At 64.0% G+C, this 23,549-nt stretch carries 20 protein-coding genes and 2 pseudogenes; 10 read left to right on the top strand and 12 right to left on the bottom strand.

The genetic code is table 11. The features are described from left to right. The first annotated feature begins 39 nt into the window (after positions 1 to 39). On the top strand, positions 40 to 819 hold the full coding sequence (locus QFZ94_RS24825) for an H-NS family nucleoid-associated regulatory protein (RefSeq protein ID WP_429460253.1): 780 nt from the start codon (positions 40 to 42) through the stop codon (positions 817 to 819). Between the two features lie 70 nt (positions 820 to 889). Here QFZ94_RS24825 and QFZ94_RS24820 read toward each other — a convergent pair whose 3' ends face one another. Continuing rightward, positions 890 to 1,138: a hypothetical protein gene (locus tag QFZ94_RS24820; RefSeq protein ID WP_429460251.1), complete on the bottom strand. Its 249-nt coding sequence runs from the start codon at positions 1,136 to 1,138 to the stop codon at positions 890 to 892. Between the two features lie 53 nt (positions 1,139 to 1,191). After that, positions 1,192 to 1,503: a hypothetical protein gene (locus QFZ94_RS24815; protein ID WP_429460249.1), complete on the bottom strand. Its 312-nt coding sequence runs from the start codon at positions 1,501 to 1,503 to the stop codon at positions 1,192 to 1,194. A gap of 327 nt (positions 1,504 to 1,830) precedes the next feature. On the opposite strand from QFZ94_RS24815, the pseudogene QFZ94_RS24810 reads away from it, so the two are divergent. Further along, a pseudogene (locus QFZ94_RS24810) lies at positions 1,831 to 2,098 on the top strand (hypothetical protein); the annotation flags it as partial. Positions 2,099 to 2,535: 437 nt separating this feature from the next. Here the strand turns inward: QFZ94_RS24810 and QFZ94_RS24805 are convergent. Beyond that, the gene (locus QFZ94_RS24805) at positions 2,536 to 3,030 is read right to left on the bottom strand and encodes a hypothetical protein (RefSeq protein ID WP_429460247.1); all 495 of its coding nucleotides are present in this window, start codon (positions 3,028 to 3,030) and stop codon (positions 2,536 to 2,538) included. 454 nt (positions 3,031 to 3,484) lie between these two features. On the opposite strand from QFZ94_RS24805, the gene QFZ94_RS24800 reads away from it, so the two are divergent. Further along, the gene (locus tag QFZ94_RS24800) at positions 3,485 to 5,485 is read left to right on the top strand and encodes an ATP-binding response regulator (RefSeq protein ID WP_429460245.1); all 2,001 of its coding nucleotides are present in this window, start codon (positions 3,485 to 3,487) and stop codon (positions 5,483 to 5,485) included. Between the two features lie 34 nt (positions 5,486 to 5,519). Here QFZ94_RS24800 and QFZ94_RS24795 read toward each other — a convergent pair whose 3' ends face one another. Then, positions 5,520 to 6,215: a response regulator gene (locus QFZ94_RS24795; protein ID WP_368586710.1), complete on the bottom strand. Its 696-nt coding sequence runs from the start codon at positions 6,213 to 6,215 to the stop codon at positions 5,520 to 5,522. A gap of 607 nt (positions 6,216 to 6,822) precedes the next feature. On the opposite strand from QFZ94_RS24795, the pseudogene QFZ94_RS24790 reads away from it, so the two are divergent. Then, a pseudogene (locus QFZ94_RS24790) lies at positions 6,823 to 7,763 on the top strand (ATP-binding cassette domain-containing protein); the annotation flags it as partial. Between the two features lie 145 nt (positions 7,764 to 7,908). Here QFZ94_RS24790 and QFZ94_RS24785 read toward each other — a convergent pair. The 6 genes from QFZ94_RS24785 to QFZ94_RS24760 are packed head-to-tail and all read right to left on the bottom strand — an operon-like array spanning position 7,909 to position 13,993. After that, positions 7,909 to 8,301, bottom strand: coding sequence for a Na+/H+ antiporter subunit G (locus QFZ94_RS24785; RefSeq protein WP_429460243.1), 393 nt, complete (start codon positions 8,299 to 8,301; stop codon positions 7,909 to 7,911). Between the two features lie 8 nt (positions 8,302 to 8,309). Further along, the gene (locus QFZ94_RS24780) at positions 8,310 to 8,585 is read right to left on the bottom strand and encodes a K+/H+ antiporter subunit F (RefSeq protein WP_368586712.1); all 276 of its coding nucleotides are present in this window, start codon (positions 8,583 to 8,585) and stop codon (positions 8,310 to 8,312) included. Then, entirely contained in the window at positions 8,579 to 9,073 is a 495-nt protein-coding gene (locus QFZ94_RS24775) for a Na+/H+ antiporter subunit E (RefSeq protein WP_410851669.1), read from the bottom strand. Before QFZ94_RS24775 ends, QFZ94_RS24780 begins: the two co-directional genes overlap by 7 nt. After that, on the bottom strand, positions 9,073 to 10,863 hold the full coding sequence (locus QFZ94_RS24770; protein ID WP_368586713.1) for a monovalent cation/H+ antiporter subunit D: 1,791 nt from the start codon (positions 10,861 to 10,863) through the stop codon (positions 9,073 to 9,075). Before QFZ94_RS24770 ends, QFZ94_RS24775 begins: the two co-directional genes overlap by 1 nt. Next, positions 10,860 to 11,192, bottom strand: a complete 333-nt coding sequence (locus QFZ94_RS24765) for a Na+/H+ antiporter subunit C (protein WP_429460240.1) — start codon at positions 11,190 to 11,192, stop codon at positions 10,860 to 10,862. The genes QFZ94_RS24770 and QFZ94_RS24765 overlap by 4 nt, the downstream gene beginning before the upstream one ends. Next, positions 11,192 to 13,993, bottom strand: a complete 2,802-nt coding sequence (locus QFZ94_RS24760) for a monovalent cation/H+ antiporter subunit A (protein WP_429460239.1) — start codon at positions 13,991 to 13,993, stop codon at positions 11,192 to 11,194. The genes QFZ94_RS24765 and QFZ94_RS24760 overlap by 1 nt, the downstream gene beginning before the upstream one ends. 347 nt (positions 13,994 to 14,340) lie before the next feature. Between QFZ94_RS24760 and QFZ94_RS24755 the strand changes: the two genes are divergently transcribed. After that, entirely contained in the window at positions 14,341 to 15,606 is a 1,266-nt protein-coding gene (locus QFZ94_RS24755) for an MFS transporter (RefSeq protein ID WP_429460237.1), read from the top strand. A gap of 52 nt (positions 15,607 to 15,658) precedes the next feature. Then, positions 15,659 to 16,744: an asparaginase gene (locus tag QFZ94_RS24750; protein WP_429460235.1), complete on the top strand. Its 1,086-nt coding sequence runs from the start codon at positions 15,659 to 15,661 to the stop codon at positions 16,742 to 16,744. Positions 16,745 to 16,780: 36 nt separating this feature from the next. Here the strand turns inward: QFZ94_RS24750 and QFZ94_RS24745 are convergent, their stop codons facing one another. Continuing rightward, the gene (locus QFZ94_RS24745) at positions 16,781 to 17,773 is read right to left on the bottom strand and encodes a chemotaxis protein CheV (RefSeq protein ID WP_410851619.1); all 993 of its coding nucleotides are present in this window, start codon (positions 17,771 to 17,773) and stop codon (positions 16,781 to 16,783) included. 350 nt (positions 17,774 to 18,123) lie between these two features. Here QFZ94_RS24745 and QFZ94_RS24740 point away from each other — a divergent pair, with 350 nt between their 5' ends. The 3 genes from QFZ94_RS24740 to QFZ94_RS24730 all read left to right on the top strand — a co-directional run bounded on the left by QFZ94_RS24740 (position 18,124) and on the right by QFZ94_RS24730 (position 21,638). Next, positions 18,124 to 18,699 (top strand): DUF4142 domain-containing protein, encoded by a 576-nt coding sequence (locus tag QFZ94_RS24740; protein ID WP_410851618.1) that lies wholly within the window; start codon positions 18,124 to 18,126, stop codon positions 18,697 to 18,699. Positions 18,700 to 18,805: 106 nt separating this feature from the next. After that, a complete protein-coding gene (locus tag QFZ94_RS24735) occupies positions 18,806 to 20,545 on the top strand; it encodes a tetratricopeptide repeat protein (protein WP_429460232.1) in 1,740 nt (579 codons plus the stop codon). Between the two features lie 67 nt (positions 20,546 to 20,612). Then, on the top strand, positions 20,613 to 21,638 hold the full coding sequence (locus QFZ94_RS24730) for an aldo/keto reductase (protein ID WP_429460230.1): 1,026 nt from the start codon (positions 20,613 to 20,615) through the stop codon (positions 21,636 to 21,638). An 84-nt stretch (positions 21,639 to 21,722) separates the two neighbouring features. On the opposite strand, the gene QFZ94_RS24725 is transcribed toward QFZ94_RS24730, so the two are convergent. Further along, positions 21,723 to 22,466, bottom strand: a complete 744-nt coding sequence (locus QFZ94_RS24725) for an SDR family oxidoreductase (protein WP_368586722.1) — start codon at positions 22,464 to 22,466, stop codon at positions 21,723 to 21,725. A 118-nt stretch (positions 22,467 to 22,584) separates the two neighbouring features. On the opposite strand from QFZ94_RS24725, the gene QFZ94_RS24720 reads away from it, so the two are divergent. Further along, the gene (locus tag QFZ94_RS24720; protein ID WP_429460227.1) at positions 22,585 to 23,475 is read left to right on the top strand and encodes a LysR family transcriptional regulator; all 891 of its coding nucleotides are present in this window, start codon (positions 22,585 to 22,587) and stop codon (positions 23,473 to 23,475) included. The last annotated feature ends 74 nt before the right edge of the window (positions 23,476 to 23,549 follow it).

The following is a 23,549-nucleotide window of genomic DNA, read 5'->3' as shown; positions in this document are numbered from 1 at the left end:
GGCATAGTGCGGCAACAGTGAACAGAAAAGGGGAGAAGAATGGCCACACTGGAAAGCCTGCAGGCAAAAATTGCGAAACTGCAAGCGCAGGCGGAATCGATTGTCAAAAAAGACTCGTCCGCTGTCATCGCAAAAATCCGCGCCATCATGGACAAACACGGGCTGACGACTGCCGACATTGAAGCGCACGTCGGCGGTGCGAGGAAGCGTGGTCGTAAACCGGGCATCAAGCTGGCAGCAAAACCGTCGGCTGCGACGGCAAAGTACCGTGACCCGAAGACGGGTGCTACGTGGACGGGCCATGGCCGCGCGCCGGCCTGGATTGCCAGCGCCAAGGACCGCTCAAAGTTTCTGGTTGAAGGCAAGTCTGTCGCTTCGACGCCTGCCACGAAGAAGCCCGCCACGAAGAAGCCCGCGAAGGCCGGAGACTACGTGCGCGGCCCGCAGCCGGCTGTTTTCGCTGACCCCAAGACGGGCACGACATGGAGCGGTCGTGGTCGTGCGCCGGCATGGATGGCTGACGCGAAAGACCGCAGCAAGTTTCTGATTGCAGAGGCGGGTGCAGGCAAGGCGGAGCCGAAGGCCGTTGCAGCCGATAAGGCGTCGGCGAAGAAGGTCATCGTGAAGAGGGCTACCGCCAAGACAACGATGAGCGCAAAGACATCTGCGTCCAAGAAGGCACCGGTAAAGAAAGGGACTGCGAAGAAGGCGGTGCCGGCTGCAAGCAAGAAGGCATCGACGAAGAAAGTATCGATGACAGAGGCGGCCGTGACTGCTCAGATGGGCACAGTCGAGTCTGGCGCGGGGTCGGCGACCTAAGCGTAGTTCTTAGTCGCCCGTGGGACCAGCGAATGCCTGGTCCCACGAGGCACACCAAGCCGACGACGTTTTATTGCGCCCGTGCTGCCTGACGTTGCGCGGCTTGCTGTTGGGCTTCGTGTTGCGCGTGCTGCTTCGCAAGGTGCCTGCCTACCATGCAGCCACCGACCGCACCAACGACAGCGTGATGCCCCGCGTAGTGACCAGCGACCCCGCCCACCACCGCCCCCTTGAGGCAGCCAGCGGCGTTTGCCGTGCCGGCCGTTGCGAAGGCCAGCGTGGCCGCAATCAGGGCGATTCTTATCGGGTTAGCTTTCATTCGAGAGTACGCTGAGGTTGGATTTTTCGGATGTGGCGCTGTCCGGCGTCGTTTCAATACCCGCGCCAATCACGATGCTCGCGCCACTCGTGCTCACGCCATTCCTGGCGGCGCCATTCACGTTCACGCCACTCGCGACGTTCGCGCCATTCACGGGCTCGCCAGTCGTCGTCACCGCCGTACGCGACGGCGACAGGCGCCGGAGCATACACGACGGGAGGCGGCGGTGCGTACACTGGCTCTGCCGGCGCATACACGGCGCCGGGGATGCCCAATCCGATGGCGACGTCGACGTGCGCCGATGCTGCGGTCGAGGCGGCCAGAACCGCAACACCAAGAATCGCGCCAAGAATTTTCTTGTTCATCTTTGCTACTCCTCGCACGTTGAGTGCAATGTCAGTGACCACGGCTCGAAGTGTAGGAGGGGATGTTAGACACAGGTGAAACGGTCTTGCGAGAATGGTAACGCGCCATTACTGGCGACTGCGCACCGCTGGGCTGCAGCCGTCTGGCACGAAATCCAGCCTAACAGCTCAATGAGCGAGGCTTCGTGCCGAATAGCCGGTTCGCCAATGCTTTAAGGGCTCAACTAGGAATTGAGTTCAGTCTTCGGCGCTATGGCCGGGAATGTAGATTTTTCTCATCGCAGCTCTTTTGAAACATCGCGATAACCAGATGGCGCATCAGGGAACCTGTACGTGAACGGCGTGCTCAAGGGTAAGCTGCTCGAAAACGAACTGCTGGTCCAGCAGGCCATGAGCAACAGCAAGGAGCAGTTCGCCAGCTCCCCGACCTTAAGGACGCGCTGATGCACGCCATCATCGACGCATTCGATGCGCATGCCACGATGAGAAGCAAGCGCTCGACCCGGAACGCGTGCGCGACGGGCTGAAAGACATGCTCCTGGGGCCGGCACAAATCTATGAGGCACTGCGAACTCGTTTCGGAAGTGCGGCCGGGACGGAGAAGTTGAATGACGCTTTAACCGCGCAGGCAAGCGTGAGGGCGCAGGCAAGCGTGAGGGTTTGCCACGGTTTGGGTCTACAGGCGGGTTGCTCGGCCGCGCAGGTGAACGGCGCGAGCTTGGCCCGCCGTGCTAGACCGCGTGCGGTGTGTTTACACTGTGTGCCGAGTGTGCCAGACTGACGTTAGCCAGTTTGCTGGAACCCTTTGAAATCAGCGGGTTAGAGATGGGGCGTTGGAGCCATGTGGCGAATCCCCCTCTCTCCGCCAAACTGCCTTTTCTGGCAGCCCACCAGTCCAAGCCAGACACTCCGAAAGCCTTAGGGTTGGTCACAGCTTAGCCAGCCAGTGATTTCTTCCTGCAGCACGACCTCCAGCGCGTAACGATCAAGCAAAACGCCCATCGCGCTTGCGTGTTGATGCCTGCGTATCGATCATCGATTCCGGTCGGACAATCGCCCGACAAACTTCCATCCCTGATCCGCTACCCAAACATAAGTGAAGCCCGACGGACCGTCGATGAAAACGGTCATGGGCCGATCGGATCTTGCCGCCTCCTGTTGTCGCTCAGTCGACGCGGGAGTGATTCGCGCTTCGTCCTGTTTCAATGGCACGGCGCGCTCTTCAAGCCGCCAACCGTCTTCATTGACGTAAGTGAGCCGCGACGTTCCCCCTGACGGTGTTTGCAGCGTCAGTGTAAGCCGGCCTCCGTTGACGTCCGCTGGCTGGGCGCCATGGGAGTCCATGCTCGCCGTCACCGATGCATCCGCACCCGCGATGACGACACCCTCTACGGGCGTAGCAGCCAAAGCCATGCTGCACGCAGCTTCGAGGGTCATGAGTGCTGCGAAGGCGAACACCGCGCGTTTGATAAGTGGGTTTTTCATGTTAAGTACCTCCTTGCTGGCCGCGCTGTAGGGGTCGTCCATTCGTGCTGTTGAGGGTGTGTCAAACGGTACGTTCGGTCGAGGAGCGGCCGTCTCTCGATGAGCTTCACTATCGACCTAACCGTCTTCGAGCAAAACCCACACTCCGGGGGGACCGTCTCCCCCCAAGCGGAGCCGTTTCAATTGCAGGTAGGTCACGCAGAGATCGCTTGCACGCCCAATGAGTGCTCGGCCTTGGCCGTGCCCGACAGCCGCTTCCATATGAGGAAAACCAGGATCGCGGGCGATGGATGCGTCGGCATTTCCGCGCATTCCCGGCTATGTCCTCGTGTCGGCGATTTACATGATCAGTGAATAAGCCGCGGAATCGAGCGTCGAAAACGTACGCCGCCCAGCGGTCGCCGATGCGCCGATTGTTCGGGGGGAAGGCGCGACCTAGAATGATTGAGCTACCTTCATCAACGCGCCCGGCCAGCGCCGATCGCGACCAACGACGATGAACCTGTTCAGCTTGCCGCAGGCGTCTGCCTTGAAACGCCTGCAACAGCAGCCCGCGCTCGCGACATTCATCGCGCGGCTCGTCGAAACATTGTGCTGGCCCGCGCGTTTTACCGACCCCGAGGTCGAGCGCCAGTTCACCATCGAATATGGACGCGGTTTCGCCGATTTCCGCCGCGCGGCGATCATTCTCGGTACGTTGGTGTGGATGTGCTTCGGCTGGTGGGAGATCAGTCTTGCGCGTCATAGCGAGGCATTCCGGCCGTACTTCGCCGAGATCTTCTTTTTCCGCGTCGCGGGAACGCTCGCCGCAACGGCCGCAATCGTGCTGTCGTTCCGGCCGACGTTCGTGCGCGATGAGACTGCGCATCGGGTCATGCTGTCCGGGATGGCGGTCATGTTCGTCTGCCTGACCGTGCAGACTTTCCTCGCACCACGGCCCTTCAACTACACCCATTTCTTCGTCGGCTTCTACCTGATCCTGTTCTATCAATTCGGTTTTCTGCGTTTGCGTGCGAAGGCGACGTTACTGCTGACGCTCGGCGCAACCGGCGCGATCCTGCTGGCCCAGCTTGTGTCGCAAGGAATCGATCCGGACCTCTTCTGGGCGGGCATGTTCTACATCGCCAACGTCGTGGTGATCGGACATAGCGTGAACGTGAATGCGGAGCGGCATGTGCGCGATCGCTATCTCGCCGTGCAGGCGCTCGCGCACAGCAATGGCGCGTTGCAGGATGCCAATGTGGAACTCGCGCGCAAGCATCAGGATCTGGAGCAGGCGCGGCGCGAGCAGCAAACGCGCTCGGATGCGCTGATGGCGTTGCGCGAGCAGCAGAAAGAAGCCGCCGAGCAGGCGAGCTGCGCCAAATCGCGCTTTCTCGCCGCGGCGGCGCATGATCTGCGGCAGCCGATGCACGCGCTGAACATGTTCCTCGCGGCTGCCGACGAGGCGCTCGCGAAGCACGACATCGAGACTTCGACCGCACTGATCGGCGATGCACGCAAGGCGTCGGCGCTGAGCGCGCGGCTCTTCAATGCCGTGCTCGATCTGTCGAAGCTCGAGTCGGGCCACGTCAAACCGAGCTATTCGGGTGTCGATCTGGACCGCGTCGCGCAGGATGTCGTCGAGCAGCTGGCGCCGTTCGCGGCGAGTCTCGGCGTGAAGCTGCGCTACTCGCGCGGCGGCCGCAACTGCGCGATGGTCAGGACCGACGCCGACTGGATTCCGCGCGTGCTGAGCAACCTCGTTTCAAACGGCATCAAGTACGCCGATCGCGCGAAGGCCGGACGTTGCGCCGTCATCGTCGCGATCGTGCGCATGCGCAATTACGTGCGCGTCGATGTCGTCGACAACGGCATCGGTATCGCGTCGAAGCATTGGGACGCGATTTTCCAACCCTTCGTGCAGATCAGCAATCCCGAACGCGATCGGGAAAAAGGCTTGGGTCTCGGGCTATCGATCGTCAATGCCGCGGTGTCGCTGATGGAAGGTCACCGGATGGAGTTCAAGTCGATCGAGGGCAAAGGCTCGCGCTTTTCGATTCGTTTGCCGGTTGCGCAAGCCGGCACCGAAGTGGCTGTGCCGATGACGGACGTCGCGCCTTCGCGGGCTTCGTTGCGCGGCCTGTATATCCTGCTGGTCGAAGACGACAGGCTGGTGCGCGCGTCGACGGAGGCGTTGTTCGGGCAGTGGGGCGTGTTGTTCGATTCCGCGAATTCACTCGCCGAGCTGGAGACTTTGGTGCATACGATCGAACGCTTGCCCGATCTCGTGATTACCGACTATCGGCTGCCGGAGCGCCACACGGCGCACGACGTGGTCCATATGATTGCAGTGCAATTGCCGCGGCCGGTGCCATGTCTCGTCATCACCGGCGAGGCCGGCATCAATGCGCAGGGCGTTTTGCCGGAGCGTTGCATACTCAGCAAGCCGCTTTCCGCCGAAACGCTGGCGGCGCGCATGGTCGAACTGGCGAGCCGTCAACGCAGTGTCGTCTAGTACTTGCGCATGGCGTTTGCGTATAACCAGCGCCTCAGGTTGCCGATGCTTGCGCGGCGGTGGGAATCTCGATGCCACGGCGCGCCATCTCGACGATCAGGAACGTGCGCCGCGATACATTGAAACGGCTCAACAAATCGCTGATGTACTCTTTCGCCGTGTTCTCCGTAATGCACATTTTTCGCGCGATCGCCTTGTTCGATAGTCCATGCAGCACGTAGCGCAAGGTCTGCGCGAGTCGCGGCGGCAGATTCAGCGAGTCGATCGGAATGCCTTTGCTGGGCGCCGGCGCTTGTGGGGTGTGTCCGCCTTTGCCGAGCACGCTATTGGGCAGGTACACGCGTCCGTTCAGAATTGTTTGTAAGGCTTCGCGAAATACCGCGCCGCCTTCTTCGCTGGCTTTGGAAATGAAGCCACCCGCGCCATTCTTGATGCAGTCGAGCACTGTTTCGCGATCATCGCGCGCGGAGAGCATCACGACGTGTAACGACAGTTCCTGCTGCTGCACCCAATGCAACAACTCGAGCCCGGTGTGCTCGCGCCCTAGCTGATAGTCGAGAAAGATCAGGTCATAAGCGTCGCGCTGCAACCGTTCGACGGCCTCGTCATAGCTGCCGGCTTCATCGATATCGAGCGTCGGCTCCGAGCTGAGGATCAGGCTTTTCATCGCCGAGCGCGTTAGCCCCTCGTCTTCGACCAGCAAAACGCGGCGAAAAAACAGATTGTCCATGACACCTCCCCGGTCTTGACCATCGTAGCTCCATTGGGGGGATCTGGAATCCCTCCCTTTCGGGGGACGATCTGCTCATCGCACCTTTCTTCTCGCGTTTCGTTCCATCGATTTGATAGGCAAGTTACGCAGCATTCCGATAGACCTAGGACAGTCCCCTATACGACGTCCCACGCTTTGTAAGCGTCGGAGGTTTCCTCCTGCCAGCAATGGTCAGCCACAAACCCGAGCCCTTTGGCTTCAAACGAATTCCATTTGCAGTCGCGCTTTTCTGCAAGAACTACACAAAAGTCCTCTATTACCAAATGTATGGAAAAGCACCCAGAAAATGTACCTGGGTAGTGCAATTTGACGCGCTACTCTGCAACCCATGCATTAGGCACCGTTGAACGCGATCTACGCATGGTTATTCTGCGTCCTCCGCAAAATATAGCGTTTCGTTCAATTGCACGGCGCCGCAATGTTTGCTTTCGGCTCTTGCATTCGCACTTCTGCGATGAAACTGGCTCGGAGGCGGCTAAAAGGAGCGAGACACGCAAGTGACACCCTGAAAAGGTCAATACGTCACGCGCTTCGATTTTTTGAGCCTGCCAGTTGAGATGACAGAATGGCCCCAAACCTGACGTTCGCACCAGCAGACGTAGTCCCATCCCGGTCCAATCAACGCGGAAGACCTTTCCGCCGCAGCGAAATCAATCGCAGTCTCCGGGACCGATATTCTTTCGGTCCAGAATCTGTCGAAGATCTTCGGGCCGAAGCCAGAGCGCGCCGCTGAACTCGTGAAGCAAGGTCTCGGTCGGAACGAGATTTTCGAAAAGACCGGCAACATGGTTGCAGTCAATGACGTCAGTCTCACCGTCAAGGCGGGCGAGATTTTCGCGGTGGTGGGCCTGTCGGGTTCCGGTAAGTCGACGCCGGTTCGACTCCTCAATCGCCTGATTGAACCCACGTCCGGCCAGGTCGTTCTCCTGTCGTTCGCGCTTCTGCCGAATCGCACGGTACTCGACAACATCGCGTACGGACTCGAGGTCGCTGGTCTGAAGAAGGCCGCGCGGTACGATACCGCGCGTGCCGCGCTGACGCGAGTCGGTCTGGGCTCGTACGAAAAGCTGCTTCCCAGCGAATTGTCCGGCGGCATGCGGCAGCGCGTCGGCCTTGCACGCGCACTGGCCGTGAACCCTTCGGTGCTTCTGATGGACGAGGCGTTCCCGGCACTCGACCCGCTGATTCGGTTCGAAATGCAGAACGAGCTTTTGCCGCTACAGAAGGAAGAGCAGCGGACCATCGTGTTCATTTCGCACGACATCGAAGAAGCCATCAAGATCCGCGGGCGGATTGGCATCATGAAGGACGGGCGTGGAGTGCGGCTATGTATGCGACGGCGCAGGTCGATACCAGGGCTGCGTCACGCCAGCATCACTTCATAAGGCAGATACGCGTCCGGTACGTGACGCGCTGCTCCGCGATGTGAATGCGGTTTCACTCGATGCGGACTTGCACGAGCTTGCGTCCATCGCATTGAGCCAGGAACACGATGTACCCGTCACTGCGGAATTCAGGTTCCGCCGCGGACGACGTTCGGCGAGGCAAGGTCCTTCGATTACGTCGTGGTCGTCGGTGGAGTTCAGAAAGGAGTTTGCGTGACACGGAGCTTGCGCATCAACGTCAAGCGAAGCCCGACGCCCGGCACGCCTCACCCGTCATCGCTCTCGCGCGACTCCCCCGTATCCCCCCGTTTCGCACTCGCCCCCGTGGCAGGCGGCCGCCCCCGCGTCGCCTGCCACAGCGGCACCCCCTGCTGGGTCCCCGCCTTGGCCAGCATATGTGCACTGATCGGCGCGGTAAGAAACAGGAACGCAGGAATCAGTAACTCATGCAGGCTCGCGAAGTTGTTATGCGCGCTGAAATACACCACCGACGCGAGCACGATGCCGCCGACACCGAGCGTGGTCGACTTGGTCGGACCGTGCAGCCGCATGAAGAAGTCAGGCAGTCGCGCGAGCCCGACCGCCCCGATCAGCGTAAACAGACTGCCGGCGAGCAACAGCAAACAGACGATCGCTTCGACAAAGGTTTCCATCGGCATACTTCACGCTAGTTGAGTTCGATGATGTCGCCGCGCTGCAGGTACTTGGTGAGCGCGACCGTGCCCACGAAACCCATTACGGCAATCAGCAGCGCCACCTCGAAGAGAACCGTCGAGCGCAGGCTGATGCCGTACACGACGATCATCGCGATCGCATTGATGTTCAGCGTGTCGAGTGCGACGATGCGATCGGGCAGCGACGGACCGCGCACGAGGCGCCACAGCGTGAGCAGGAACGCGATGCCGAGGATCGCGAGCGAGATCGGAATCACGATGGCTAGCATGCGAAGATCTCCATCAACGGGGCTTCATAACGGGACTTGATCAGCGCGATGAGCGCCGCTTCGTCGTCGAGGTCGAGCACGTGCACGGTGAGGCGCGTGCGGTCGTCGCTGAGTTCGGCGCACAGCGTGCCGGGGCTCAGCGAGACCACGCTGATGAGCACCGTGAGCGCGATCTCGTGAGTGCTGTCGAGCGGCACTTCGATGAACGCCGGGCGCAGCCGCCTGGTCGGGCCGAGCACGAGCAGCGCGACCTCGACGTTGGCCACGATGATGTCGACCAACACATGCCAGGCAAGACGCACGAGCAGCCACGGCCGGCCGAAATGCATCGGCCGCAGCCACAAGCCTTCGGCGACGCGAAAAGAGATCACGCAGCCGAGCACGGCGCCGAGCAGTAGATTGCCCGGCGAGATGTCGTTCATCAGCAGCACCCAGCAGATGATCAGCAACGCGGTGAGCCATGGGTGGGGAAAGAGCCTTTTCAGCATCATCGGTTCCCCTGAATGTCGGCCGAGGGTGCGGCGGCCGCTGGTGGCGAAGATCGCGGCCCGGGCAGGATCGCGTGCACATACGCGGCGCGATCGAATAGCTGCGCGGCAGTATCGGCGAGATAGTGCCGTACCGCGCCCGCGCCGAGCGTGATCGCCACGACGCAGCCGAGCAGGACCGCGCAGGCGGCGAGCTTCGCGTTGCTGCCGCGCGGCGTGTGCTCCTCTTTGCCTTCGGCGGCGCGCGCGGCCGGCGCGGCCCATAACAGGCGCGTGCCCGTGCGGCTCAGCGCGACGATCGACAGCAGGCCTGATAACAGCACGGCCGGCCAAAGCACGACGGCCGCGCCGCTCGGCGTGGCGGCCAGCACCATCGCCTTGCCGAGGAAACCCGAGAGCGGCGGCAAGCCCGCGGCACCCACCGCGGCGATCAGATAGAGCAGCGCGGCAAGGTTCGACGGCCACGGTGCACGCGTGCGCGAGGTGGCGTCGACCGGAGCTTCGGCGTCGGCGCGAGCCGGTTCCGCGGCGAGCACGGCGAGCGCGCCGGCCGTCTCGACCTGCAGCGGCTGCATGCGCGCCCGCGTCGCCACCGCCTCGCCGTCGGGGTCGGGCGAGAAGACCGCCGCGGCCGCGTCGTCGAGCGCTTCGAGCGAGCCGGGCTCGACCGCATCGGCATCGGCATCGGCGGAAACGGCTGGATGGATCGCGTGTGCTGTCGATGCTTGTTCGGGTTCGAGCGTGTCGGCGAGCAGGAACAGCGCGCCTGTGCAGAGCGTCGTGCTGATCAGGTAGTAGAGCAGCGCGCTCCATGCAAGCGGCGTCTGTTGCGCGATCGCCGCGATCAGCAGCCCCACCGAAACCAGCACGAGATAGCCCGTCGTGGTCTTCAGACTCGACACCGCCAGCGCACCCAGCGCGCCGAACACGATCGTCGCGATCGCGAGCCACCATGCCCACTGATGCATGAACGCATGGAGCAAGCCGCCCGCCGCGCCGAACACGAGTGCATCGCAGCGCAGCATCGCGTAGATGCCGACCTTGGTCATGATCGCGAACAGCGCGGCCACCGGGCCGATGGCGCTGCGGTAGGCCTGCGGCAACCAGAACGACATCGGAAACACGGCGGCCTTGAGGCCGAACACCAGCATCAGCGTCGCACCCGCGAATTGCGCGAGCGGCAGCGTCTCGGGGCCGAGCCGAGCCAGACGTTCGCCCATGTCGACCATGTTCAGCGTGCCCGTGACGCCGTAGAGCACGCCGATCCCAACAAGGAAGAACGACGAACCGACGAGGTTCAGCAACAGATAGTGCAGTCCGTTGCGCACCCGTCGCGCGCCGCCACCATGCAGCAGCAGCGCGTACGACGCGATCAGCAGCAGCTCGAAAAACACGAACAGATTGAAGAGATCGCCCGCGAGGAAGGCGCCGTTCAGGCCCATCAGCTCGAACTGGAACAGCGCGCGGAAATAGCGGCCGCGCCTCGCGTCCTCGCTCGACGTGCCGAGCAGGCAGCAGACCGCGAGCACGGCGGTGAGCACCAGCATCAGCGCGCCGAGCCGGTCGAGTTCGAGCACGATGCCGAACGGCGCGGGCCATGCGCCGAGCGCGTAGCTGACGATCTCGCCTTGCGCGGCGCGAGCCATCAGCAGGCACGCGACAGGCAGCAGCGCGATGATGGCGAGCGCGTTCAGCGCACGCTGCAGGCGCTTCGCGCGCAGCGGCAGCGCGACGATCACGCCCGCGCAAAAGAGCGGAATCAGGATCGGGAGCAGGAGGACGTGGTTCATTCGCCGCGCGTCTCCTCGTCATTGACGTGATCGTTGCCCGTGCTCGCGAACGAGCGCAGCGCGAGTACCACGGTGAAGGCCGTCATCGCGAAGCCGATCACGATGGCCGTCAGCACGAGCGCCTGCGGCACCGGATCGACGTATTGCGCCCCCGCCGTGATCACCGCGGGTTTGCCGATCGCGAGCCGGCCCATGCCGAGCAGGAACAGGTTGATCGCATAGGAGAACAGCGTGATGCCGAGAATCACCGGCAACACGCGCGCGCACAGCAGCAGGTAGATGCCGCACGCGCAAAGCACGCCGATCGCGACGGCAAAGGCGGCTTCCATCAGCTTTTCTCCACGGACTGCATGTCCTTGTCGCGCACGCCGAGGTGCGAGACGATCGTGAGCGTCGTGCCGACTACCGCGCCCATCACGCCGAGATCGAACAGCATCGCCGTGGACAGTTCGATTTCGCCGATCAGCGGCACGTGCAGATGCCCGAACGCGCTGGTCAAGAACGGCTGGCCGAACGCGAGGCTGCCGAGCCCCGTGGCCGCGGCGATCAGAATGCCGAGGCCCGCGAGCGCGCGGTAGTTGAGGTGGATGCGCGACTCGGTCCACAGCACCCCGCTTGCGACGTACTGCAGCAACAGCGCGATCGAGACGATCAGCGATGCGATGAAGCCGCCGCCGGGCAGGTTGTGGCCGCGCAGGAATACGAACACCGCGACGAGCACGGTGAGCGGCAGCATCAGCCGCGCGAGGATCGCCAGCATCAGCGGATGCGATTGCGACGACCACGGCCGGCCGTCCGGCCCCGCCTCGGGCGACTTCAGACGCAGCCCGCGCAGCAGCGCCTTGACGGCGAGCCCTGCGACCACCAGCACGCTGATTTCGACCATCGTGTCGAAGCCGCGGAAATCCACGAGGATCACGTTGACGACGTTATGGCCGCCGCTGCCGGGCAGCGCGTTGGCGAGGAAGTACGGTGCGATGCCAGGCAGCGGCGCGCTCGTCATGATCCGGTATGACACGGCGCCGAGCAGAGCGCCGCCCGCGAGCGCGAGCGCACCGTTGCGCAGCCGGACGGGGAGCGGCTCGACCGCGCGTTGCAGCGCGGGCAGGAAATAGACGGCCAGCACGAGCAGCAGGATCGTGACCACTTCGACGGAGATCTGCGTGAGCGCGAGATCCGGCGCGGAGAAGCGCACGAAAGCGAGCGACACGAGCAGACCGCAGGTGCTCAGCATCACGAGCGCGTAAAGCGTGCGCGCACGCACCAGCACCACGCCGATGGCGAGCAACGCCATCAGCACGAGCCCGCCAAGCGTGAACGGATCGGGCGGCAGGCGCGGGTGGCTGCCGCTCCATGTGTCGAGCGCGACGAGCGGCACGCCCGGCACGATCAGCACCGCCGCGATCAGCCATGCGAGGTAGGCCGGCAGCGAGCGCGTCTCGAACACGCGCACGATTACGCCGGCGCTCTGTTCCAGACGCTGCACGAAGCGGTCGAAGATCTCGCTCGCGTTCAACTCGGTGAGCGCCGTACGACGGTGACGGAACGTATTGCGGCGCAGGAAAAAGAGCGTCGCGCCCGCCGCGAACGACACCACGCTCATCACCAGCGGCGTGTTGACGCCGTGCCACAGGCTCAGGCTGTAGTCGGGCAGCTTGCCGCCGAGCGTGATCCACGCGGCCGACTCGAGCAGCCTGCCGATGCTTTGCTGCGGGAACAGGCCGATCAGCAGGCACAGCGCCACCAGAATCTCGACCGGCAGCCTCATGAAGCGCGGCGCCTCGTGCGGCGGATAGTGCGGCAGGTCGCGCGGCGTCTCGCCGTCGAAGAACACGCCCCAGACGAAACGCAGCGAGTACGCCACGGAGAGCGCCGCCGCGGCGATCGCGATGACCGGCACGGCGAGGTTCAGCGGCCCGAACATGTTTTGCGCGAGCGTTTCGCCGAAGAACATTTCCTTCGACAGAAAGCCATTGAGCAGCGGCACGCCGGCCATCGACAGCGACGCCACGCTCGCGAGTAAGGCCGTATGCGGCATGTACCTGCGCAGGCCGCGCAGACGGCCCAGATCGCGCGTGCCGGTTTCGTGATCGACGATGCCCGCCGCCATGAAGAGCGACGCCTTGAACACCGCGTGGTTGACCGTGTGGAACAGCGCGGCGACGGTGGACAGTTGCGTGTCGAGGCCGAACAGCAGCACGATCAGGCCGAGATGGCTGATGGTCGAATAAGCGAGCAGGCCCTTCAGATCGCGCTGGATCAACGCCATCCCCGCGCCGCCGACGAGCGTGACGAGCCCGGCCACCGTCGCCGTGTACGCCCACAGGTGGGTGCCTTCGAAGACCGGATAGAGACGCGCGAGCAGGAACACGCCGGCCTTCACCATCGTCGCCGAATGCAGATAGGCCGACACGGGCGTGGGCGCGGACATCGCGTGCGGTAGCCAGAAGTGGAAAGGAAACTGCGCGGATTTCGTGAACGCCGCGAATAGCGTGAGCAGCAGAATCGCCGGATAGAGCGGATCGTGCTGGACCTTGGCAAGCTGGGCGAGCACGTCGTTCAGCTCATAACTGCCGCATACATGGCCGAGCAGCAGCACCGCCGCAAGCAGCGCGAGTCCGCCCGCGCCGGTGATGGTGAGCGCCATGCGCGCGCCGCGCCTCGCGTCGGGCCGCGATGGCCAGAAGCCGATCAGCAGGAACGACACGAGGCTCGTCAGTTCCCAGAAGACGACGAGCAGCAGCAGGTTGTTCGACAGCACGATGCCGAGCATCGCGCCCATGAAGAGCAGAAGCTGCAGGTACAGACGCGGCAACGCATCGCTGCCGGCGAGGTAGTAGCGAGCGTAGATGAAGATCAGCAGGCCGATCGCGAGTACGAGCAACGCGAACATGAACGACAGGCCATCGAGGCGCAGCGACAGCGCGAGGCCGATGTCGGGCACCCACTGATGGCGCCATTGCAGCACGTCGTGGTCGGCCATGCCCACGCGTTCGCTCAGCAGCAGCGCGCAGCCGAACAGCGCCGTCGCGAACGCGATCCAGGTGCTGAGCGCGGCGGCTCGCTGCCTCGTGAGCGCGATGAGCGCCGCGGCCATGAATGGAAGTAGGACGAGCCACGCCAATACCATTCGATGCCCTCCGGGAGTTCGAGTGTTAGGCGGTGTCGCTGGCCGGTGGCGTAGGCGTGAATCGCACCTGACGGGCGGCTGCCCAACGCACACAATCATAGCCGCAACCGGGTCGGCTTCTCGCATCGATGCATGAGGCATCGATATATGCAGTCGAACGGGCCGAGAACCAACCGATCTCCGATCATGCCGCCAGATCATTGCGCTAAGTCTTACGACGTGAGTATAGAAACGGCCTCCCATCACGCCGCCCACGCCAGCCGCCTTCCTGCACGCCCCCAGATCTTGCTCTAAACTAGCGCCCGCCCAATCCACGCCGCGATGCACCCCGTCACGAGCAACGACCGATGCCCCCAGCCTCCACCGATCCCGCCGATTCGCCGCATTTCAGTCTGCCAAAACACCCGCCGTTCCAGCGTTTCTGGTGCACCCGCATCCTGTCGTCGCTGTCGTTCCAGATGCTCGCCGTCGCGATGGGCTGGCATGTCTACGCGCTCACGCATAGCGCGTTCGCACTTGGCCTCGTCGGTCTCGCGCAGTTTCTGCCGATGTTTCTGCTGACGCTCGTCGTCGGCCATGTCGCCGATCGTTACGATCGCCGCCGCATCGCCGCCGTCTGTCAGAGCCTCGAAAGCGTCGCTGCATTGCTGTTCGCGATCGGTGCCTTCAGCGGCTGGATCAGCGCGCCGGTGATCTACGTGCTGGCTGCCTGCGTGGGCGCATCGCGCGCGTTCGAATCGCCGGCCGTGTCGTCGCTGCTGCCGGCCGTCGTGCCGCGCGGCTATCTGCCGAAAGCGACCGCATGGTCCACGTCCGCCAATCAGACCGCGCAGATCGCCGGGCCCGCGCTCGGTGGCCTGCTGTACGGCATCGGTCCCGGTGCCGCGTATCTCGCGTGCACGCTGTCGTTCGCGGCCGCCGCCGCGTCGGTGTGGAGCATTCCGCTGCAAGTGAAGCCGGCGAGCCGCGCGCCCGTCACGCTCGAATCGATCTTTTCGGGGATCGCGTTCATTCGCCGCGAGCCGGTGATTCTCGGCGCGCTGTCGCTCGATCTGTTCGCGGTGCTGTTCGGCGGCGCGACCGCGCTGCTGCCGATCTTCGCGCGCGACGTGCTGCACGCGGGCCCGATCGGTCTCGGCCTGTTGCGCTCGGGCACGGCGATCGGCGCGCTCGCGGGCACGATCTGGCTCGCGCATTTTCCATTGCGCAACCGGCCCGGCGCTGCGATGTTCGGCGGCGTGATCGCGTTCGGCATCGCGACGATCGTGTTCGGGCTGTCGCATCAGTTCCTCCTGTCGCTGCTCGCACTGATAGTGCTCGGCGCGTCCGACACCATCAGCGTGGTGGTGCGGCTGTCGCTCGTGCAACTGCGCACGCCCGATGAAATGCTCGGCCGCGTCAGCGCGGTCAATTCGCTGTTCATCGGGACGTCGAATCAATTGGGCGAGTTCGAATCGGGCCTGACTGCCGGATGGTGGGGCGCGCAGCCGGCGGTGCTGGTCGGCGGCTGCGCGACGATCGCGATCGCGCTGTTGTGGATGCGATTCTTTCCCGAACTGCGGCACACGCGCACGCTGGAGCGAGAAGAAGAAGCGCTCGCGGCGAGCGCCTGATCGAATGCCGGGCCTTGGGCCCGATCCAATAAACGACGCGGAGACGATACCGATGAGCCAATCCGAACTGCATGCTGCCGCGCCGGTCGCGGCGACGATCTATCGCGGCGAGTCCGTCGAGAACACGCATCTGGCGCATGTCGCGGTCGTCGATGCGGACGGCCGTCTACTGTATTCGTTCGGCGACGCCGCGCGCGTGACGCTCGCGCGTTCCGCGGCGAAGCCGGCCCAGGCGCTCGCGGTGCTCGAAACCGGCGCGCTCGAACGTTGTGGTTTCGACGAAGCCGATCTCGCGCTGATGTGCGCATCGCACAGCAGCGAGCCGCGTCATATCGAACGCACGCGCGCGATGCTCGCGAAAGCGCAGGCGAGCGAGGCCGACCTGCGCTGCGGCGGTCATCCGCCGTTGTCGGATGCGGTGTACATCGACTGGATCCGGCGCGGCTTCACGCCCACCGGCGTGTGCAGCAACTGTTCGGGCAAGCATGCGGGCATGCTGGCCGGCGCGCGTTCGATCGGCGCGGCGCTGGCCGGCTATGAACTGCCCGGGCACCCGTTGCAGGTGCGCGTGAAGCAGACGGTCGCGAGCGTGTGCGATCTGCCGGACGACGGCGTGCAATGGGCGATCGACGGCTGCAATCTGCCGACCCCGGCGTTTCCGCTCGACCGGCTCGCGCGTCTGTTCGCGAAGCTCGCGGCGGCACAGGATCAGCAGGAAGCCGAAGCTGCCGCGACGCCGCCGCGCACGGCCGCGCTCGCGCGCATCTATCGCGCAATGACGTCGCACCCGGAACTGGTCGGCGGGGAAGGGCGCTTCTGCACGCTGCTGATGCAGGCTTTCGATGGCGCGCTGGTCGGCAAAGTCGGTGCGGACGGCAGCTATGCGATCGGCGTGCGCGGGTCGCGGCAAACCGCTCGCCTGGGTGCCAAGGGCGCGCTAGGCATCGCGCTGAAGATCGAGGACGGCAATGCCGCCGCGCTCTACGCGGTCACTGCGGAGTTGCTCGCGGTGCTCGACATCGGCACGCCTGAACAACGCGCGACGCTCGACGGCTTTCATGCACCGAAGCGGCTCAACACGATGGGCGTCGAGACCGGCCGGATGGATTTCTCGATCGAGCTTGCCGCGCATCGTTGAGCGCGGCGATTCGCTTCACCGCCCGGCTCGCGAGACTCAAGCCGCCGTCGCTTTCGCCGGCGCGCAGCCCAGCGCTTGACGGATCGCATCGGCGAGCTCGCTCGCCGCGAACTTCGCGACATAGCCGTTCGCGCCCGCGTTCTTCACATGCGCCTCGTTAGCCGCGCCCGTCAGCGACGAGTGGATGAGCACCGGAATATCGCGCGTGCTTGCATCGGCCTTGATCTGGCGCGTCAGCATGAAGCCGTCCATCTCCGGCATCTCCAGATCCGTCAATACCAGCGCGATGGTGTCTCTCGCGCGCATGCCTTTTTGCTGCGCTTCGCGTGCGATCTCCTGCAGCGTTTGCCACGCTTCTTCGCCGGTCTTCGTCATGATGTAGTCGGCGCCGATCGCGGTGAGCGCCTGCTCGATCAGCTTGCGCGCGAAGCCGGAGTCGTCGGCGGCGAGGATCTTCGCGCCGGGGCGGATGCCGAGCGCTTGACCGACCGAGGCCGGATCGACGCTCGGATGCTGCGACGGGAACACGTCGCGCAACACCTGCTCGACGTCGATCACCTGGGCGAGCCGCGAGTCGCCGGTATTGCCGTCGATGCGCGCGATGCTCGTGACGAGCTTGCCGCCCGCCGAGCCATCGGCCGACAGCACCTGGTTCCATTCGAGCCGCACGATCTCGTCGACTTCTTCGACCGCAAACGCCTGCGTCGAACGCGCGAATTCGGTGACCAGCAGAATGTTCAGGCCGCGTGTCGGCTCGCAGCCCATCAGCCGCGGCAGGTCGATCACGGGAATGATCTGCCCGCGAATGTCGACCGCGCCCATCACGTACGGCGACGATCCGGCGATCGGCGTGATGGTCGGCATCGTCGAGATTTCGCGCACCTTGAACACGTTGATCCCATACAGTTCGTGCGCGTCGCTGCCCGGCACGTGGCCAAGGCGGTATAGCAGCAGTTCGAACTTGTTGGAACTCGTCAGGTTGCTGCGTTCGGTGTGGCGCTCGTGATTGGCACGGTGGTCGTCTGCCATCGGAATCGTTCTCCAGAATTGCGGTGCTGAGCGGTGCTAAGCGGTGCCTGTCTCTGGTTATCGGCGCCGATGGCGAAAAATTCAGCACTGCGTCGCAGTGTCGAGCGGCGCGCGTGATTGGCGCGGATACGCAAACGTGTGCGCATTCATATGAGGGTTACCTAAGGTTACAGAAGCGACAGCAGCGTTTCACCTGCCCGATGGCATGGCTTCTAGAATCGGCAGCGATAAAAGCGTGGCGCCGCGCTGGGCTCGCAAGCAGTCCGCAGCGTTTTGCATCGCACGCTTCGTTCGCGGCGCACACGTGTCCTTCGTTTTGCTTTCAGATGCTTTCACCTCAAGGAGAACGTATGATCCGCCTGCCTTCCGTCCCTTCTGTCGCTATTGCCCGCATCGCCGCTGCTGCCTGCTTCGGCGGTCTTCTGACGGCCGCCTCGGTGGCCAGCGCGCAGAGCGCCGCGCCCGCGGACGCAGTCCGCCTGCATGCGGCCGATCAGACCTTCATCGCGGACGGCACCAAAGCCGTCGCGACGCAGCGCGATGCCGCGCGTATCGCCACCGCGCGCTCGGCCGATCGCGACGTGAAGGCGTTCGCCGAGCGCGTGTCGGATGACGACGCGAAGATCACCGACGCATTGCGCGCGGCGAGTCCGCGCGGTGTCGACGTGCCGAAGAACGATCCCGACGAGGCCGTGCTCGCCAGTATCAACAATCTGCGCGGCGCCGATTTCGACAAGAGGTATATCGAGCAGGTCGCGCTCGCGGGTGAGCAGAAAGCGTTGTCCGCGTTCCAGGCGGAAATCGCAGCGGGCCGCGACGAGAAGTTGAAGGCCGCGGCGAAGCAGGCGCTGCCCACGATCCAGCAGCACTACGCGATGGCGCAGGAACTCGCGAAGCGCAAGCATCTGTCCGTGGCCGCGCAATAAGCGGCGGCGCGACGCAACACGGCGGCGGTACTTCGAATCGAGGCTTTTCAGCGATAATCGTGCGCTTCATCCGACGATTCTTCGCGCCTTCGATTCCAGGTACCGCATGAGCAAGCAAGCCAGTCTGCCGCAACAGTTGGACCATCTGCTTCGACAAGCCGTCGCGCTTCAACAGAACGGCGCGCTCGTCGAAGCAGAGGAGATGTATCGCGAGATTCTCGAACTGAAGCCGAAGCACGGCGACGCGTTGCGCTGGCTCGGCGAACTCGCGCTGCAAACGGGCCGTTTGCAGGAAGGCGTCGATCTGCTGAAGAAGGCGCTCGCGGTGAACGCGAGACAGCCGGCCGTGCATTCGAATCTCGCCTATGCGCTGAACGCGTTGCAGCGTCATGACGAAGCGCTTGCGTGCGCCGAGCGGGCGCTTGTGATGCAGCCGAAATTCGCCGATGCATTGAACAATCGCGGCAACGCATTGGCGGCGCTGAACCGTCCGCTCGAAGCGCTCGCGAGCTACGAGCGCGCGGTGTCTATCGTGCCGGAGTTCGCGCCGGCCTGGAACAATCGCGCATGCGTGCTGCGCGATCTCGGCCGTTACGCCGATGCACTCGATAGCTGCGACCAGGCGCTCGCATTGCAGCCCGGCTATCCGGATGCGTGGAGTAATCGCGGCAACGTGCTCGGCGATCTGAACCAGCCGCACGAAGCAGAGCGCTGCTACCAGCGCGCGCTGGAACTCTCTCCTGGTTTCGTCGATGCATGGAACAACCTCGGTCTCGCGCAGATCGATCTGAATCAGCGCGAACAGGCGTTGTCGAGCTATCAGCGCGCGCTTGCGTTGAGTCCGGCGTCGGTTGAAACGCACTGGAACCAGGCGCTGTGCCTGCTGCAAATGGGCCGCTTCGAGAGCGGCTGGCGCGAATACGAATGGCGTTGGGAGCGTAGCCGCATCAAGGCCGGCCGGCGCGCGTTCGCGCAGCCGCTGTGGCTCGGCGATTTTCCGCTCGACGGCAAAACGATCCTGCTGCATGCGGAACAGGGCCTTGGCGACACGCTGCAATTCTGCCGCTATGCGACGCTCGTCGCGAAGCTCGGCGCGAAGGTCGTGCTCGAAGTTCCGGGTCCGTTGTTGCGGCTGCTGTCGACGCTCGATGGTGTCGATCAGTTGATCGAAGCGGGCCAGCCGTTGCCGCGGTTCGATTGTCATTGCCCGTTGTTGAGCTTGCCGCTTGCGTTCCGCACCGACGAAGCGAGCATTCCGGCAGCCACGCCGTATCTTTTCGCGCAGTCAGCGGCCGTCAGTGCATGGCGCGAACGTATCGAATCCGACGGCAACACCAATGCGGATCGCAACGCAATCAAACCGCTGAATGTCGGCCTCGTATGGGCCGGCGAGAACCGCGCGCATGTCGCGGAGCTGCGCAAGATCGATGCGCGTCGCTCGCTCGCGTTCGAGCAATTCGCGCCACTCCTCGACGTGCCGAACGTACGCTTCTTCAGCGTGCAGAAGGGCGCGGCCGCAGCGCAACTCGCGGAAAGCGCCTACCGTGAACGCGTCGCCGATTACACGGAGCTGCTGCACGATTTCGCCGATACCGCCGCGCTCGTCGCCAGTCTCGATCTGCTGATTTCGGTCGACACGTCCACCGCGCATCTGGCCGGCGCGGTAGACAAACCGGTCTGGATTCTGAACCGCTTCGACACCTGCTGGCGCTGGCTGCTCGAACGCAGCGACACGCCGTGGTACCCGTCCGCGCGTCTGTTCCGTCAACCGCAGCTCGGCGCCTGGGACAGCGTGATCGACGCCGTGCGTGATGCGTTGGCCGATCTGAGCGCGTCGCCTTCATGACGCGTTTGCGCCGACGCGCGTAGACTGAATCTCCGTTCATCGACGGCAATGCCACGGAGATTCTGCAATGGAATACAGACATCTGGGTGCATCGGGTTTCAAGGTGCCGGTGCTGAGTTTCGGTACTGGTACGTTCGGCGGCAAGGGTGAATTTTTCGAGGCGTGGGGCGCGACCGACGTCGCCGAAGCGCGGCGTCTGATCGACATCTGCTTCGACGCGGGCGTCACGATGTTCGACACCGCCGACATCTATTCGAAGGGCGCGTCCGAGTCGGTGCTCGGCGAGGCGCTGAAAGGCAAGCGCGACAAGGCGATCCTGTCGACCAAGGCGACCTTCCGTTTCGACGGCGATCCGAACGGCGTCGGCTCGTCACGCTTCCATCTGATCAACGCAGTCGATGCGGCGCTCAAGCGTCTGCAAACCGATTACATCGACCTGTTCCAGCTGCACGGCTTCGACGCGAAAACGCCGATCCCCGAAGTGCTGTCCACGCTCGACGACCTCGTGCGGGCGGGCAAGATCCGCTATATCGGCGTGTCGAATTTCTCGGGCTGGCATCTGATGAAGTCGCTCGATATCGCCGATCGCTACGGCTATCCGCGCTATGTCGCAAATCAGACCTACTACTCGCTGGTCGGACGCGACTACGAATGGGAGCTGATGCCGCTCGGCGTCGACCAGGGCGTGGGTGCGGTGATATGGAGTCCGCTCGGCTGGGGGCGTCTGACCGGCAAGCTCAAGCGCGGCCAGGCGCTGCCCGAGACGAGCCGTCTGCACAAGACCGCCGACATGGGGCCGCCGGTGCCGGAAGAGTATCTGTTCCGCGTGCTCGACGCGCTCGACGAAGTCGTCGCCGAAACCGGCAAGACCGTGCCGCAGATCGCGCTGAACTGGCTGCTGCAACGGCCGACCGTCGCGACGCTGCTGATCGGCGCGCGCAACGAGGAGCAACTGCGGCAGAACCTCGGCGCGGTCGGCTGGAATCTGACGGCCGAGCAGGTCGCGAAGCTCGACGCGGCAAGCGCGGTGCGCCCCGCGTATCCGTACTGGCATCAGGAAGGTTTCGCGGAACGCAATCCGAAGGCGGTTTGAGCGGCGGGTCGATCACGTTCCAGGCGCCGCAGCGGGCGCCATGCGGTGGTCCAGCGCGGCAGCACGCTGGACCACCGCATCCCATCAAGCCAGACCGCCATTGGCCCGCAACGTCTGCCCATTGACCCAGCTCGCATCCGGGCCGACCAGAAACGCGACCACGCCCGCCACGTCTTCCGGCTCGCCGAGGCGTTGCAGCGGCGGCATCTTCGCGAAGGTTTCGATCTGCTCGTCGGTCTTGCCTTCGAGGAACAGCGCGGTCGCGATCGGTCCCGGCGCGACCGCATTCACGGTGATGTTGCGCCCGCGCAGTTCCTTCGCGAACACACGCGTGAACGCTTCGACGGCCGCCTTGGTCGCCGTGTAGATGCCGTAGCCGGGCAGGTTCAGCGCAAGCACGCTGGTCGAAAAATTGACGATGCGTCCGCCGTCGTTCAGGCGCGCGGCCGCTTCGCGCAGCGTGTTGAAGGTGCCGCGCACATTGATCTCGAAGGTCTGGTCGTACAGCGCGTCGGACGTGTCGGCGAGCGGCGTGGGCTTCATCACGCCCGCATTGTTGACGAGCACGTCGACCTTGCCGAGTTCTCGTTCGGTGATCTCGAACATGCGACGCACGTCGTCGGGCTTCGACACGTCCGCTTGCACCGCGACCGCCTTGCCGCCGGCTTCGCGGATCGCGCCGACGAGCGCGTCGGCCTCGCCCGCGCTCGATGCGTAGTTGACGGCGACCGCGTAGCCGTCCTTTGCGAGCCGCTGTGCGATTGCCGTGCCGATGCCGCGCGATGCGCCGGTGACGATGGCGACTTTCGGTTGTTGGTTCGTGCTCATGATTCGTTTCCTCACAGAAGGTGGTGGATCGGTGAGGTGAATGATGAGCGCTTTCCGCGTCGTGATAATCCGGTTAGACTCGCCATCATCATTCCATTCGCTTTAATAATCCGCCGATATGGACCGTTTCGAGGAAATGCGGGTGTTCGTGCGGATCGCCGAGCGCCAGAGCTTTACGCGCGCCGCCGACGATCTGCAAATCCCGCGCGCGACCGTCACCAACCTGATGAAGCGTCTCGAGCAGCGGCTCGGCGCGCGGCTGCTCGAACGCACGACGCGCACGGTACGGCTCACGCCCGACGGCGAAGCGCACTACCAGCGCTGCGTGCGTCTGATCGCCGACATGGAGGAGGCCGAGGGGGCGTTCTCCAATGTTGCGCCGAAGGGGCTGTTACGCGTGAACGTGCAGGGCACGCTCGCGCGGCATTTCGTGGTGCCGGCGCTGCCCGCGTTTCTGGAACGCTTTCCCGACATCGAACTGATGATCGGCGAGGACGACCGGCTCGTCGACCTCGTGCGCGAGGGCATCGATTGCGTGCTGCGCGCGGGCGTGCTGCAGGATTCGTCGATGGTCGGGCGGCGCGTCGCGCAGCTGCAGCAGGTGACGGTCGCGAGTCCTTCGTATCTGGCCGCGTATGGCGAGCCGGCCGATCCTGGCGCGCTGTCGACGCATCGCGCGGTCAACTACGTGTCGAGTGCGACCGGCAAGCCGCTGACGCTCGAATTCCGCGTCGACGGGCGGGATACCGCGCTCGTGTTGCCGTCGGCGGTGTCGGTCAGCGGCGCAGAACTGTACGCGGGCGCGGCGATTGCCGGGCTCGGCATCGTGCAGGTGCCGCGCTACCGTGTCGATGACGAACTCGCGGCGGGACGGTTGCGGATCATTCTGGCGGACTATCCGCCGCCGCCGATGCCGGTGTCGGTGCTGTATCCGCAGAACCGGCAGTTGTCGTCGCGGGTGCGGGTGTTCGCGCAGTGGCTGCGGGAGATTTTCGAGCCGGTGAGTTGAACCAGCGCAAACCCAAAGGTGCTTTGACGTGGTTAACCCCTGGACATCTGCGTCTCGCATAGTGTCATTCTCAA

The organism is Paraburkholderia sp. JPY465, assembly GCF_050436725.1.
GTDB lineage: Bacteria > Pseudomonadota > Gammaproteobacteria > Burkholderiales > Burkholderiaceae > Paraburkholderia > Paraburkholderia youngii.
Note: the sequence above shows the minus strand (reverse complement) of the source record. Positions and strands in the feature narration are given on the sequence as shown.